The sequence below is a fragment of the Bacillus sp. EB106-06-01-XG163 genome (assembly GCF_058791615.1).
Map to the genome: position 1 here is coordinate 24474 of NZ_JBYTDS010000016.1, position 14231 is coordinate 38704.

At 47.1% G+C, this 14231-nt stretch carries 13 protein-coding genes; 6 read left to right on the top strand and 7 right to left on the bottom strand.

Features of this window, described 5'->3' with window-relative positions:
* Positions 1–249: 249 nt before the first annotated feature.
* The 3 genes from rsiV to AC3WTF_RS16645 all read right to left on the bottom strand — a co-directional run bounded on the left by rsiV (position 250) and on the right by AC3WTF_RS16645 (position 2836).
* The gene (rsiV, locus tag AC3WTF_RS16635) at positions 250–1110 is read right to left on the bottom strand and encodes an anti-sigma-V factor RsiV (protein WP_015416955.1); all 861 of its coding nucleotides are present in this window, start codon (positions 1108–1110) and stop codon (positions 250–252) included.
* Positions 1110–1607: an RNA polymerase sigma factor SigV gene (gene sigV / locus AC3WTF_RS16640; protein WP_003155802.1), complete on the bottom strand. Its 498-nt coding sequence runs from the start codon at positions 1605–1607 to the stop codon at positions 1110–1112. The genes rsiV and sigV overlap by 1 nt, the downstream gene beginning before the upstream one ends.
* 188 nt (positions 1608–1795) lie before the next feature.
* Positions 1796–2836, bottom strand: a complete 1041-nt coding sequence (locus AC3WTF_RS16645) for a 2,3-butanediol dehydrogenase (protein WP_007408876.1) — start codon at positions 2834–2836, stop codon at positions 1796–1798.
* Positions 2837–3199: 363 nt separating this feature from the next.
* Here AC3WTF_RS16645 and walM point away from each other — a divergent pair, with 363 nt between their 5' ends.
* Together walM and AC3WTF_RS16655 are read left to right on the top strand one after the other, a co-directional pair.
* Positions 3200–3568, top strand: a complete 369-nt coding sequence (walM, locus tag AC3WTF_RS16650) for a cell wall metabolism protein WalM (protein WP_007408877.1) — start codon at positions 3200–3202, stop codon at positions 3566–3568.
* 65 nt (positions 3569–3633) lie between these two features.
* Positions 3634–4680, top strand: a complete 1047-nt coding sequence (locus AC3WTF_RS16655) for a TolB family protein (protein ID WP_020955436.1) — start codon at positions 3634–3636, stop codon at positions 4678–4680.
* Between the two features lie 30 nt (positions 4681–4710).
* Here AC3WTF_RS16655 and AC3WTF_RS16660 read toward each other — a convergent pair whose 3' ends face one another.
* From AC3WTF_RS16660 to gabP, 4 genes are all read right to left on the bottom strand, one after another.
* Positions 4711–4869, bottom strand: coding sequence for a hypothetical protein (locus AC3WTF_RS16660; RefSeq protein WP_003155794.1), 159 nt, complete (start codon positions 4867–4869; stop codon positions 4711–4713).
* A gap of 98 nt (positions 4870–4967) precedes the next feature.
* The gene (locus AC3WTF_RS16665) at positions 4968–5177 is read right to left on the bottom strand and encodes a cold-shock protein (RefSeq protein ID WP_007408879.1); all 210 of its coding nucleotides are present in this window, start codon (positions 5175–5177) and stop codon (positions 4968–4970) included.
* A 204-nt stretch (positions 5178–5381) separates the two neighbouring features.
* On the bottom strand, positions 5382–6920 hold the full coding sequence (cotA, locus tag AC3WTF_RS16670; RefSeq protein ID WP_015416957.1) for an outer spore coat copper-dependent laccase CotA: 1539 nt from the start codon (positions 6918–6920) through the stop codon (positions 5382–5384).
* A gap of 108 nt (positions 6921–7028) precedes the next feature.
* On the bottom strand, positions 7029–8414 hold the full coding sequence (gene gabP / locus AC3WTF_RS16675; RefSeq protein ID WP_007408881.1) for a GABA permease: 1386 nt from the start codon (positions 8412–8414) through the stop codon (positions 7029–7031).
* 386 nt (positions 8415–8800) lie between these two features.
* Between gabP and AC3WTF_RS16680 the strand changes: the two genes are divergently transcribed.
* The 4 genes from AC3WTF_RS16680 to AC3WTF_RS16695 all read left to right on the top strand — a co-directional run bounded on the left by AC3WTF_RS16680 (position 8801) and on the right by AC3WTF_RS16695 (position 14184).
* Positions 8801–9673, top strand: coding sequence for a cation diffusion facilitator family transporter (locus tag AC3WTF_RS16680; protein ID WP_047935399.1), 873 nt, complete (start codon positions 8801–8803; stop codon positions 9671–9673).
* 138 nt (positions 9674–9811) lie between these two features.
* Complete coding sequence (locus tag AC3WTF_RS16685; RefSeq protein WP_047935401.1) at positions 9812–10774, top strand: AAA family ATPase; 963 nt, start codon at positions 9812–9814, stop codon at positions 10772–10774.
* Entirely contained in the window at positions 10774–11958 is a 1185-nt protein-coding gene (locus AC3WTF_RS16690; protein ID WP_032867601.1) for a DUF58 domain-containing protein, read from the top strand. The genes AC3WTF_RS16685 and AC3WTF_RS16690 overlap by 1 nt, the downstream gene beginning before the upstream one ends.
* Before the next feature lie 18 nt (positions 11959–11976).
* A complete protein-coding gene (locus AC3WTF_RS16695) occupies positions 11977–14184 on the top strand; it encodes a DUF4129 domain-containing transglutaminase family protein (RefSeq protein ID WP_047935402.1) in 2208 nt (735 codons plus the stop codon).
* Positions 14185–14231 lie beyond the last annotated feature (47 nt).

The window sequence follows — 14231 nt, forward strand, 5'->3', positions numbered from 1 at the left end:
CGGAAATTCTCGCTGTTTTGCGGATGGCTATGGCAGATTTCTGTACAGTCTTCCATTTGTTCCGTTAATTAGACGCATTCGGAAGGGGATTTTGTTTCAGAAAAAATGAATGAAATGCTGTGATTTTCTTAAACTTTTCAGCCCCCGTCCGGCGTCTGATATATGAAAAGGGTCCCTTGTGCATCTTGGCTGTTGCGGGACGAAAGAAAAAATCCATGATCTGCGGATATCATGGATTTTTTTCTTTCTTTATCTGATGTAGCGGTCTCCGACAAGCAGCTTGGAGATGACGGAGGTCGGTATTGTAAACTCTGTAACGCCCATATATCCGGGTGCCGCTTCGTATTCATCAAATGAGATGACAAGTTTGTGCTTATCTGTAATATAAAAATTCTGGTCGGCGCGGATGGCTTTAAAAGGCTCCGACATATCATTATCTTCGACCCAGTATATTTTATTCGGATCTTCTTTCATCTGTTTTTTCATTTGTTCTTTAATATTTTCGCTGATGACTTTAATATAACGGTCATCTTTAAATAAGCTCTTTAACGTAAGCACGGCCTCATTCTTTTTATCAATCGTGATGTAACGGCTTTGCGTATAAGAGGAAGCTTGCGTTTTTTCGATATCACGGCGGATTGAGATCAAATCCGCTGTGTCAGTAACGGTTTCATAATCGCTGTAAATACTGAGGTGGCCTTTTTTGCTTTTTGAGGTCGCCTTCATAAATTCCTGATACAGCTCTTTGCTTTCTTTCATATAATGCCGGTTGATGCTGTCTTCGAGTTTATGATCGGAAAGGCCGGACAGAGCAGGCGTTTTCACATCAATGCTTGATTGGTTCTTTTCTTCCTTCATCTCCGTGAATGTGATGGCTTGGACGACTTTGCCGATGACGGGGATTTTAGACATGGCTTGTGCGGCATCCGGGTTGATATTGACAACGGCGGTAAATAAGACGGCCGCAGCGACTGCCGCGGATGTCGGCCACATCACGATTCGTTTTTTCTTCGGTTTCTGCTGAAGGGCTTTTTCGACAATGCTGTCCAGTTCCTTAGGAATGGGCACACTTTTATACTCTTCTCTTAATTGTTCTAATCTCTTTTCCATTAAGAAAGATCCTCCTTCGTCAGCTGAATGCGCATGAGCTTCAGCCCCCTGTAAAGGCGTGTTTTGACGGTGTTGATGTTTTCCCCCGTGATGTCCGCGATTTCTTCTAATTTCAGGTCTTCAAAGAAACGCAGAATGATAATGGTTTTATATTGATGCGGCAGGTCATCAAGCGCTTCGTGAAGGTCTGTGTCCTTGTAGTGATCTTCCTTTCCTCGGCTTAAAAACTCGATCGTTTCATCATCCATCACTTTCAGTTTTTTCTGTTTGCGGAGAAAATCAATGGCCGTGCGCACTAAAATTTTATAAAACCAGCTTTTGATCACATCGGGGTTTTTGACGGATTCGACCGATGTCAGCGCTTTTTGAATTGATTCTTGAACAATATCTAACGCGTCATCCTTGTTCTTTACGTAACTGTACGCCAGCCGGTAAAAGTCTTCCTTGCGCTCAGTTATGCACGTCACAAGCGACGCTTTGGCTGTTTCGTTCTTCATTGCTTCAAAGGGCTCCTTTTTTTAAAATACGTATCATAGGCTGTTGCCTAAGGATAGACGGGACAGGGTAAAAAATAGTTTGCGCAGAGGGGATCATTTTTAAAAGGAAAAGGAAGGAAAGACGATGAGATGAAAAAAAGAGCCGGAACGGCTCTTTTTCGGATGTGTCTGATATTCAGCTGAACGGTTTAGTTCGGTTTGACTAAGATTTTCACTTGGTTTTTCTCTTTGATTAAAGCGCCGAAGCCTTCTTCAATCAGATCGTCGAGCACGATTTTTTTCGTGACGAGCTTATCTGCTGAGAAGTAGCCCTCTTTCATCAATGCAAGAACGGAAGGGAAGATGTCGCGGTATCCGATAATGCCTTTTACGGTCCGTTCTTTGATGACGATATCGTTCGGATGAATTTCCGCTCCTTTTTCCCAGATGCTGACGATAACCGTTTCACCGGCAATGTTTGTTGACTGGATCGCCTGGCGGAGAACGACAGGAACGCCTGTTACTTCATAAGAAACATCAACGCCGCCGTTTGTGCGTTTAGCGATTTCTTCAACGACATCGTCCGTTTTTGACGGATCAATGATGATAGCGCCGAGTTCTTTCGCTTTTTCCTGACGTTCCGGTGAAAGTTCAACCGCGTAAATATCTGTGGCGCCGGCCGCTTTCAGGGCTTCAATCACAAGCAACCCGATCGGTCCGCAGCCAAAAACCGCCGCCTTGTCGCCCGCTTTTAATTTGCTTTGGCGGACGGCGTAAAGCGCTACCGCTGACGGCTCAACAAGCGCGCCCTGTTCGTAAGAAAGCTCTTCAGGAAGCTTAAACAGCAATTCTTCGTCAACGGATACATATTCAGAAAATCCGCCGCCGCCTCCAGCTAAGCCTAAGAATCCCATTTGTTCATCAAGGTTATAGGCTCCCTGATGTCCGTGTGTGGCAAAAATCGGTTCCACGACGACACGGTCGCCGACGCTGTAATTTTTGACGCCTTCGCCCACTTCAACGACTTCTCCTGAGAATTCGTGACCCATCGTGACGGGCGCCATTTCGTTTGTTAACGGATGAGGTTTGCCGACCGGAATAAAGATCGGGCCTCCCAAATATTCATGAAGGTCGCTTCCGCAAATCCCGCACCATTTGACTTTAATTTTGACTTTACCCGGTTCTGCTTTAGGTTCATCAATGTTTTCGATTCGAATGTCTTTTTGATTGTGCCATCTTGCCGCTTTCATTGATTATCACTCCTAGTCTGATTGAAACGAGTATAGGTACATGATCAATATGAACCACGGTTAAAAGGAATAAAGTGCCTGCTTCCTAAAGCCTGATTTCTCAAAATATATCATATTATGCAACTATCAATAGGCCTTATAAAAAGTCCATATTGAATGCAGAAATACTCTATGAATATTATAACGCTAATGAATTAAATTTTGTAGTATAATTTACCATGGAATTATATAGAACGGGAAATTGTGCCGTCGTTATGTGCATGTCTCATCACGTTGTAATGAACATGTAAAGTGATTGAAATATTATAATCGTCTTCTTGGTGTATAATTTTGCCTAGAATAAAGAATCAGGAGGACGAAAGCTTGAAGAAGTTATTCTTAGCCTTATTGATTTTAGCAGGAAGCACGCTGGGAGCGATCAGTTACTCTTCTGATGCAAGTGCTAAAAAAGTGAACGGAAATATTACATGGTATAATGGAGTCGGTAAAAAAGGATCTTCCGGTAAAAAACTGGGGCACTGGGATTGCGCGACAAAATTAGGATTTGACGTTCCGAGAAACGGAACGAAAATCAGAGCTTATGCGAAAGCAAAACCGAAAAAGGTTATCACCGTATACAAAAATGATGTAGGCCGTCTGCCGAATGCCGTATTGGATGTCAGCCCGAAAGCGTTCAAAGCGCTCGGATATCCATTAAGCAAAGGAAGAGTATCCGGACACTACAGCTATTAAAATAGACCATCTTAAAAAGCAAGGACACTGATTCTTGCTTTTTCTGATTGACGGAGAGATTGATAATGAAGAAGAAACGATGGATCTGGATGTTGCTGGCTGCCGTTTTGGCGGCGGCGGTCATCGCGTCCGTTTTACTGATTAAAGGAAAAAGCGACGGCGGCGGGAAAGCCGTTGTCTCCGGCGGCCATGACAAGCTGCTTGTTTCCATTACAGACAAAGATCTGATGACGAAATATTACGAGGACGGCCGCGTGCTGTACGAGGAAAAGCTTTCGGCATATCCGGCGTTTGCGCTGGATGACGCCCATCAGGTGCTCTATTTTGTCGGGAATAATGACCAAAATGAGATGCGTCTCTATAAGCTTGATCTGAAGACGAAACAGAAGACGGTGCTTTATAAAGGAACGGCAAGCGCTGACAGTCTGTTTTTATCAAAGGATCTGACGCACATTTATTTCCGTCTCGGAAAAGCGGATGAAGATATTTTCCGTCTCGCATCTTTTGATTTGAAAACGAAACGTTATGAAAATCTGTATCCCGCCGCCGATGAGAAAGACGACAGTGTGAGCAGCTTCTTTTATAACCGCAGCCAAAACGATTTTGCGCTTCTGCATTATTCTGTAAAAGAGGATTATCAAAAAACGGATGAGGCAAATGAGAAGGGGATTGACCCTGAACCGACGAATATCCGGTTTGCAGCAGGAGCGGGCGAACACCTTCAGGATCTGACAAACCTTGAACAGTTTATCAGCGACGTGGCGGTGTCACCGGACGGAAAGAACCTTGTCTTTACATCTTATACACAAAAAGGGACGGAACAAAAAGCGTCCATCCGTCTGATGAATGTCAAAACGAAAAAAGATGAAACGATTATCTCAAACGGGAAGGACTTCGCTCCGCTGATTGATGCCCAGCCTCAGTTTTCTAAAGACGGCAGCATCATTTATTTCATGGCGGAAGCAAAAGGCGCTAAGCGTCTGAAGGATGAAACGGGGCGGAATGCGAAGGTCCGGACCATTTATGCTTATCATTTGGATACGAAAAAATGCGAAAAAGTCTGGGAAAATGACAACGGCATTATCAACAGTTTTTCCGTCATCCAATCATGAAAAAAACACTCAGCGCCCGCTGGGTGTTTTTTAATGAACAAAGCTGGCTGCGGCTGAGGCGAGCCATTTGAAAAAACGGAGAATCGGAACGGCAAAATGAAGCGTTTCGATGAATGACTGTGCGGCAAGGTTCATTTTCCGCCGTTTTGCCATTTCCTTCAGATCTTTCTGCTGCCGATCGTTTTTCATGTTCAATGCTCCTTTGCATCATAAAAGGACATGATAACGCAAAGGCCTCTCATGAGACATGGAGGCCTTCTCTATGTTGAGACTCGTAAAAGGGAGGTCTAACTTGATGCCGTTTGGTTATTGTTTTGGAGATTTACCAACGAACGGACGCCGTCGATCATTTTACTGCCGCAAAGGGGGCAAGTCGGGGTATCACTGCCGGCAAAATTCTTTCTGCTCCAGCCGATACAGTCCTCTTTTGTGCATTCCCACGTACTGACATCTTCTTTAGGCAGCGGTTCCTGATTACGTTTGTTGTAGTAAGACATAAAGTCACTTCTTCCCTTATGAATTTTCGTGCACTCCTTCATTGTCTCATACTTTTCCCTAATCTCCTAATTCCTTTTTCTATCCAGATTTCCAATGAGGGTGCATCGTCTTCCTGTTATTACAGTATATGCAAATAAGTGTCTTCTTATTTTTTCTTTTTGGATAAATAAAAAAGCCCCTTCTCTAAAAGGGGTGATATTTGTTTACTGCTTATCCGTGACGTCCATCGGTCTCATCATGTCGTAATCTTCATGTTCTAAAATATGACAGTGCCATACGTAGCGTCCGCTGTAAGGAGCGAAGGTCGCCGCGATTCTGATGACCTCTCCCGAGTGCGCCTGCACGGTATCTTTCCAGCCTTTCTCACTTGGAGGAGGCGGGACGGCGGGGCCTGTATACACAATGTCGCCGAATTTGTTATAACGCTCTAAGTCAAAAGGGCGCCGGTCAAGGATTTGGAAGGAAACAAGGTGCAGGTGTATCGGATGTGTTCCCCCCATCGGATTGATAATCGACCAGATTTCCGTTGTGCCGAGCTTCGGCGCTTCTGTCACAGGATCATGCCATCGCTTGTTATTCAGCGTCAAAACGGGCCGGCCGTATTTGTCTTGCGTATTTGTGAGTTTAAGCGTCCTGATATTGTGTATTCTCTTTGATGTCACATTAGGCATTGTTGAAAGATATTTAGGCTTCCGGCTTGTGTCTGCTCCCTTCAGCGGTTTTGTGACGCGGAATTGCATCACATTGGCGTCTGTATCCGGATCGGCGTCGCCCCCGCAGCCGGTGCCGTTCGTTAAAATGATATGTTCTCCGTCAAAGGCGGAGAAATCGATGAGCACATCATACCGCTCTGCCGGGGCTAAGCTGATAGATTGTGTTTTGACAGAGCGGGGAAGCAGTCCGCCGTCAGAACCGATTTGGATAAACTTCCCGCCGTTATTGAGCGAGAGAGAAAATGTTCTCGTATTGGAGGCATTAAGGATGCGGAAACGATATGTCCGAGGTTCAACTTCCATATACGGCCACGCTTTACCATTGACGAGAATGGTATTTCCGCAAAAAAACGGGACGATGGAAGGGTCGGGCAGCGTTTCGGAAGGGTTAGCAGGTCCGCTCGGATAAGACAAGGAACCGTCGTCATTTAATGTGCGGTCCAAAATCATAAGCGGTACGTCATACTCTCCGGAGGGAAGCTTCAGCTGCTTTTCTTTTCGCTCGCGAATGATATACATCCCGGCAAGCCCGGCGTACACATTGAGCCTCGTAATCGCCATGGCGTGATCGTGATACCATAACAGAGCCCCGCGCTGTTTGTTTGGATAATGGTATACCTCTCTCTCAAAATAAGGACCCGTTTCCTTAAAATCCTTTGTGAACCATGCTTCCGGGTAGCCGTCGCTGTCCGGCGGCGTTGCTCCTCCGTGTAAATGGACGACGGTTTTGACATCGGGTTCCTGATGGCCGCTTTCTGAATGGTGAATGGTATGATCCACTGGCAGAAAATGCTTATCCGGAAGGTCATTCATCCATTTAATATAGACGTTCTCATCTTGGTTCACGTCGATCGTCGGGCCGGGAAATAAACCGTTATACCCCCACAGCCGGGTCGGCGGGAGATCGCGGTGCAGCTTGTGAAAGCATTCCTTCATGGTGACTTCATAATACGTGCTGCCGTCTGATTTCTTCTGCGGCTGGAGTGTTTCGATAATCGGCAGTTCATCTGCAAATTTTTCTAGTGCCATTTTTCATCCTGTCCTTATCATTTATTGAAATCCTGTACTACAGTTAATGCTGCCTGGAACAGGTTGGTTAAAAAAACACCCGCCCTTTTTTGAGGGGGGTGTTTGCGGTTATTGCGCAATCCGGCTTTCGGAAGCGCTCTCTTTCGGTTTTTGTTTTTTGCGGAATACATATGAGGCAAGTACCAGCAGAGTAATAAATCCTGTCAGCAGAAATTCAGACCGCATTGAACTGATAAACAGCATAGATAACAAGATGGCGCAAATGGCGATGATCGTCAGGTAGGTTAAGTACGGATAAAACCACATTTTGATTTTAAGAGATTCAGGGTTTGTCCGTTCGATTTTCTTTCTCATTCTCAGATGCGAGACGGCGATGACGAGATAGACGAGCAGTGCGATCGCCCCTGATGAATTGACCAGGAACAAAAATACGGAGTCGGGAGAAAAGTAGTTCATAACAACGGCAATATAGGAGAAAAAGGTGCCGGCGATAATGGCTTGAACCGGTACGCCTCTTTTACTCAGTTTCATAAAACGCCGCGGCGCTTCATTTCGCTCTGCCAGTGAATACAGCATCCGTGACGTCGTATAAAGCCCGGAGTTCAGGCAGGACAGAACGGCTGTCAGGACGATGAAATTCATGATTTGAGCGGCTGCGGGAACCCCGATATGGCTCAAAACGGCAACGAAGGGGCTTTCCAAAATATTGGCTGAATCCCACGGCAGCAGTGTGACCACAACCGCAATGGAACCGACGTAAAAAATAATGATCCGCCAAACGACTGAGCGGGTCGCCTTTGTGACGGATTCGACCGGATTTGACGTTTCTCCCGCTGCGATTGCGACGATTTCAGATCCCATGAAAGAAAAAATGACAACGACGATGCCGAGCAGAACGGAACTTGGACCTTTAGGGAAAAATCCGCCGCTGCCCGCCAGATTTTCCAGCCCGACCGGTTTGCTGCCGGGGACGATTCCGAAAATGAACGCAAATCCCGCGATTAAGAAGACAACGATCGTCGCTACCTTCACTAAGGAAAGCCAGTATTCAAATTCGCCGAACGATTTAACTGAATAAATATTCGTCAGTGTTAACAGCACGGTCAGAAGCAGACTCGTCAGCCATAACGGAATGCCCGGGAACCAGTACTGTATGATTCCGGCGCCTGCAATGGCTTCAATGGCAATGACGATGACCCAGAAAAACCAATACAGCCATCCGATCGTAAAACCGGCCCAAGGACCGATGGCGTCATGCGCGTACTGTGAAAACGAACCGCTTGTCGGGTTGACGGAGGACATTTCCCCCAGCATTCTCATAATAAAAATCACTAATAGTCCTGCTAATGCGTATGAGACAATCGCTCCGGGTCCGGTGGAATGAATGACGGATCCGCTTCCGACAAATAATCCGGCGCCGATCACGCCGGCAATTGAAATCATAGTCATATGCCGGGTTTTTAATCCCTTTGATAAAGAGTTAGGCTGATTCATTCTTTGCCTCCTTTTGGTTTGTTTATGCTGAATATTCCGACAAGTATTATTCTATCATAAATGCCACAGGCAGTTGAAAATGATGTAAGAAAATATGACATTTTTTCTCGACCGTACAGCAGAAGGTGCCGGAAGGAAAAGAAATAATTTTCTGTTATTTTTGTGTTTTAATGGGTTTGAAAATAATTCCATGAACATGGGTTGGCGAGAATCCTTGATACGATTGGGATGAGAGGTTTTTCGTGAATAAAAATAAGTTTCCTGAGCGCATAAATGTTCTATGCTTACTATTTTTCTGTGGAAAGTGAATCATGTTTCTATAGACCCACTGTGTCCTCGCTTTGTATGATAATGAAGGAAAAATTGAACGGGAAGGAGGATTTTCAGTGGAGAGATATCATGAATTGAAAAAAGGCGAAACCGGAGCGATTGTCAGTATAGGCGCATATGCGGCATTGTCGGCTGTGAAGCTTGTGATCGGTTATTTGTTTCACTCAGAAGCGCTTCAGGCCGACGGTTTAAATAATGCGACTGATATCGCGGCATCTGCGGCTGTTTTCATCGGTTTGCGCATCTCTCAGAAACCTCCTGACGAAGATCATCCTTACGGCCATTTTCGGGCCGAGACCGTCGCGTCACTCATCGCTTCCATTATTATGATGCTTGTCGGAATGCAAGTGCTGTTCAGCGCCGCACAATCTATTTTTTCCGTTAAAGAGGAAACACCGGATATGATAGCCGCCTGGACGGCCGCGGGGAGCGCCGTCGTGATGCTGATGGTCTGCCGCTATACGAAAGGGCTTGCCAAAAAGGTAAACAGCCAGGCCCTTTCAGCTGCGGCCGCTGATAATAAATCAGATGCGCTCGTCAGTATCGGCACGTTTATCGGAATTTTTGCTTCACAGTTCCATTTGGCTTGGGTGGATACGGTTACCGCGTTTATCATCGGGTTGATCATCTGCAAAACCGCGTGGGATATTTTTAAGGAATCCTCTCATTCGCTGACTGACGGTTTTGATGTCAAACATATTTCTGATTATAAAAAGACGATTGAACAGATTGGGGGCGTCAGCCGTTTAAAAGATATTAAAGCGAGATATCTGGGCAGCTCCGTTCATATTGATGTCGTCATTGAAGTGCCGTCAGATCTGAACATTAGAGAGAGTCATGAGATCGCAAATGAGGTAGAACGCAAGATGAAAGATGAACATGCCATTGACCATTCACACATTCATATGGAGCCTCTCCAGCTGAAATAAAGCTTCCTTTCTAAAGGGAGCTTTTTCCTTTTTCAGACTGGAAACAATTCGCTGGAAACGTTTTTTTATACTGTTTATATTTTGTGGTAAAGTTAGGTTACGATAATTGAAATTTGAGAGATGACTAGGAGGAGAAGAATGGCTTATAAAGAAGAGCTGCATCCGCTGCTGGAGAAAGCCGTTGAGCATATTGAAAACATCATCATAGGAAAACGGGATATCGCCATACTCAGTCTGGCCGCCATTCTCGCAAAAGGGCATGTGCTGCTGGAAGACGTGCCGGGAGTCGGAAAAACGATGATGGTCCGCGCTTTGGCCAAGCTGATCGGAGCTGACTTTAAGAGGATTCAGTTCACGCCGGATCTTCTGCCGTCAGATGTGACGGGTGTCTCTATTTATAATACGAAAACGATGGAATTTGAATACCGCCCGGGACCGATCATGGGGAATATCGTGCTGGCTGATGAAATTAACAGAACCTCTCCGAAAACGCAGTCTTCCCTGCTTGAGGCAATGGAGGAAGGGAATGTCACGATTGACGGAAAGACAATGCGGCTGGCTGAGCCGTTTTTCGTCATGGCCACACAAAACCCGGTTGAATATGAAGGAACGTATCCGCTTCCCGAAGCTCAGCTTGACCGGTTTTTATTTAAGCTGCGCATGGGCTATCCGACTGCCGAGGAAGAGCTTCAAGTTCTGTCTTTGCAGGAAGGGCGCAATCCGCTTGAAACAATCGAGCCCGTCATTTCTAAAGAACAGTTTATCAGCCTTCAGCAAAAATTGGAGCAGGTGCGGGTGGATGATGGAATTAAAGCGTATATCGTCGGCATTACTCAGCATACCCGCCGGCATCCGTCCGTACATCTGGGCGTAAGTCCGCGCGGTTCAATCTCATTAATGAAAGCCGCGCAGGCGTACGCGCTGCTTCATGACCGCGATTACGTCATTCCTGATGACGTCCAGTATTTGGCTCCGTATACGCTGCCGCACAGAATGATCTTGACCGCCGAGGCGAAATTTAACGATGTGACCCAGGAAGCGGTTATAGAAGACATCATGCAAACGGAAAAAGTGCCCGTTCAAAGGATGTCGGTCCGCTAATGAGAAAGAAGATGCATTGGCTTCTATATGGCTGGAAGCTGCTTATGTTGGCCGTACTGACGGCGGCTGTCTTTTCTTATGCCATGTTTCAGGGCGGATTTGTGAGCTGGTTTTTATTTTATGCGTTTTTGCCGTTTACCGTTTACGCCGGGCTGGTCGCTGTGTACCCGCTGCGGGCGTTTCAGGTGGCGCGTGACGTGTCCTCCGCCCAGTTAACCTCAGGCGACAGGCTGTCTGTCACCATCAGGCTGACGAGGCGCCTGCCGTTTCCGCTGACATATATGGTCATTGAAGATGTGATGCCGGAAACGCTTGGCGAGAGGCGCAGTGCGAAACAGCTCGTGTTTCCGTGGTTTCAAAGGAAGCTGACGTTACAATATGAGCTGCCGCAGGTGCCGCGCGGAGAGCATCATTTACATACGATAAGAGTGCGGACGGGAGATGTTCTCGGGCTTTTGGACAAGACGGCGTCGTTTTCCGTAACGGATACGTTTCTGGTTTTCCCGGCGTACGGGTCTGTTCACTATAAGCCGCAGGCCGCATCCGGAGAAGAGGGTACGGCTGCCGGCGCTCCGTTTCAGGTACACCGCTCAGCAATGGCTGCGAGCGTCAGAAATTATCAGCCGGGCGACCGGTTTTCCGCACTTGACTGGAAAACATCGGCGCGGCGAAATGAGCTGATGACGAAGGAATTTGACCCGCTGCAGAGTGTGAATATGATTCTCCTTTTGGACTGCAGGCCGTCCCCATCGTTTGAAGCCGCGGTATCAGCTTCGGCATCCCTGCTTTACACGGCGCTTGTGAAGGGCTCTCCCGCAGGATTTATTTCATTGGGGAGCGACCGGACCGTATTTCCCGTCCGGGAGGGAGACCGGCATTTCAGAAAGATGCTGCGTTACCTGGCATCAGCTTCAGAATCGGAAGAAGCTGATGCAGGCGGGCGTTTAGGAAAAGAGCTGGCGGATCCGCGCGTCCGCAAAGCTTCCATTGCCGTCGTGACGGGCAGTCTTACAGAAGACCTTCTCAAACAGGCTGAGCCCGGCCGTGCTGACATGACGGTGTTTTTGGCGAAAGAAACGAATGCCGCGCTTTCAGAGAAAGAACGGAAACTCGCTCTCATCTTCGCTCAAAAAAATATTAAGGTGCAAATGATCAGGGACAAACGGGTGTCCCATGTTGTTTAGAAAGAGAGGTGGCGCGCCATGCCGCATGACGAGAACCAGGGAAGCAGGCTGAGTCTGCTGCTGTTTTATTTTCTCGCTTTTTTATTGTTATGGGAATGGCTCAGGCCGCTGCACAATTTTACAGATACAAAACATACCGGTTTTTTCATCGTTTTTATCGGTTTGGCATTTCTGCTGTCATTCTTCCGGATGAGGTGGTACGTCACCGTGCCGTCCTGCATTCTGTTTACGTTGATCAGTATTCACATCCTGTTTTATAAAGGTTCGGTTTTTCAGCCGGAATGGCTCGTTTCTTTTTTGCGGGACGTGATGCAAAATGCCCGCCACATCGGGTCCGGAAGATGGAATGACATGAATCCGTCATTCCGCACATTGCTGTTTTTTGTGCTTTTATGGCTGCTCGTGTATTTGCTGCATTACTGGGTGATCTATCAGCGGAAAATATTATTCTTTTTTATCATGACGGTGGCGTATATCACCGTGCTTGATACGTTTACTCCTTATGATGCCGCGTACGCCGTCATCCGGATCGTCTTTATCGGCTTTTTGATGATGGGGCTTTTGTATATGGAGCGCATCCGGCTTACGGAACACATAGCGTTTAAAAAAAGATTGATACTCAAATGGTTTCTGCCGCTGATGCTGTTTATCTGCGCTTCCGTCGTGTTCGGTCTGGCGGCTCCGAAATCAGACCCGAACTGGCCGGACCCCGTGCCGTTTCTTAAAAAAATAACAAACCACAAAGAAGTGCCCGCCGCCGAAAGCAAAATCGGCTACGGCAATCATGATGAAACATTGGGCGGCCCTTTTCAGCAGGATGATACGCCGGTTTTCACATGGAAGGGAAAAGAACGGGCGTACTTCCGGGTGGAAACGAAGGATACATACACGGGGAAAGGCTGGGTGGAGACCGATCAGGGCATGTCCTATAAACTGAACGGCGGCAACGTGGAAGATATATGGTTTGACCGGAGTGTGCAGACGAGACGGTATACGGCACAGGTGTCCATTGATGAAAATTATCTCTATAATCACGTCATGTATCCGATCGGCGTCTCCAATATTAAACCGAAGCACTCGATTCAGCTTGAAATGAACGGAAACACCGAGCAAATTACGCCGGTCAGTGAACAAGTGGGCAACATCCGCAATATGGGACGGTACACGGTGACTTTTCAGGCGCCCGTCTTTAAGCTGAATGATCTCAGAAAAGTGAAAGTGAAACGATACCGTGAGCAGAATCAATTCAATGACCGGTATTTACAGGTCCCCGACAGCCTTCCGAAAAGAGTGAGACAGCTTGCGGACAGACTGACGCGGGATCACCATAATATGTTCGATAAAGCGAAGGCGATCGAGGATTATCTCGGATCTTCCGCATTTTCGTATAATACACAGGATGTCGCGGTTCCGGAGCACAATCAGGATTATGTCGATCAATTTCTGTTTGAAACGAAAAGAGGATATTGTGATAACTTTTCATCGGCAATGGCCGTGCTGCTCCGCTCTGCGGGAATTCCCGCCCGTTGGGTGAAGGGCTATACATCCGGCGAGTATAAAGACGCAGGCGACCATAACGGCCACATTTATGAAGTCACAAACAACAACGCCCATTCGTGGGTGGAAGTGTATTTTCCCGATCAGGGCTGGGTGACGTTTGAGCCGACAAAAGGCTTCACCAATCCGACGGAGTTTACGTCAGAGCAAAATCATACCGCGGCAAAAGACAGCGGAGGCTCAGCGGGAAATTCGGATGAACCGTCTGACAAGCAGCGTCAGGAAACAAAGCCAGAAAAAGAAGAAACACCGAAAAAACGGGATCACAGTGCGGCACCGCAGCCTGTGATCCGCAACAAAACCGCGGCACAGCTATGGCCGTATGCAGCCATCGTCATCGTGATTTCAGCCGCGGCGGCACTCGCCTGGGTGCTCCGGGCGCGCTGGATTCCGCACGTTACAGCAGCCAGATTGAAGCGGCGTACGGATGAAGACGTCTTTTTCGACGCATATGCCGCGCTGCTCCGCCAGCTGAAACGAAAAGGATTCAGCAGGGGAGACGGAGAAACACTGCGCGATTTTGCCGCGAGGATTGACGAGGCGTACCATACAAACGACATGTCCGAGCTGACGCTGCTCTATGAGCGGGCCTTATACCGCAGGGATAATGCAGCGGAGCTTTGGAATGAATCGGGACAGTTGTGGGAAAATATAATTAAAACAAGATAGTCTTGACCGCATATCGTCCTGTTGTTAGAATAAATGAATGTTAAATG

What these genes read in the sequence shown, in the direction of transcription:
- AC3WTF_RS16655 (WP_020955436.1), top strand. Translation starts at nt 3,634, where the DNA reads ATGAAGAAGAAACGATGGATCTGGATGTTGCTGGCTGCCGTTTTGGCG.
- gabP (WP_007408881.1), bottom strand. Translation starts at nt 8,414, where the DNA reads ATGAATCAGCCTAACTCTTTATCAAAGGGATTAAAAACCCGGCATATG.
- AC3WTF_RS16665 (WP_007408879.1), bottom strand. Translation starts at nt 5,177, where the DNA reads ATGTCTTACTACAACAAACGTAATCAGGAACCGCTGCCTAAAGAAGAT.
- AC3WTF_RS16685 (WP_047935401.1), top strand. Translation starts at nt 9,812, where the DNA reads ATGGCTTATAAAGAAGAGCTGCATCCGCTGCTGGAGAAAGCCGTTGAG.
- AC3WTF_RS16645 (WP_007408876.1), bottom strand. Translation starts at nt 2,836, where the DNA reads ATGAAAGCGGCAAGATGGCACAATCAAAAAGACATTCGAATCGAAAAC.
- rsiV (WP_015416955.1), bottom strand. Translation starts at nt 1,110, where the DNA reads ATGGAAAAGAGATTAGAACAATTAAGAGAAGAGTATAAAAGTGTGCCC.
- AC3WTF_RS16660 (WP_003155794.1), bottom strand. Translation starts at nt 4,869, where the DNA reads ATGAAAAACGATCGGCAGCAGAAAGATCTGAAGGAAATGGCAAAACGG.
- sigV (WP_003155802.1), bottom strand. Translation starts at nt 1,607, where the DNA reads ATGAAGAACGAAACAGCCAAAGCGTCGCTTGTGACGTGCATAACTGAG.
- AC3WTF_RS16690 (WP_032867601.1), top strand. Translation starts at nt 10,774, where the DNA reads ATGAGAAAGAAGATGCATTGGCTTCTATATGGCTGGAAGCTGCTTATG.
- cotA (WP_015416957.1), bottom strand. Translation starts at nt 6,920, where the DNA reads ATGGCACTAGAAAAATTTGCAGATGAACTGCCGATTATCGAAACACTC.
- AC3WTF_RS16695 (WP_047935402.1), top strand. Translation starts at nt 11,977, where the DNA reads ATGCCGCATGACGAGAACCAGGGAAGCAGGCTGAGTCTGCTGCTGTTT.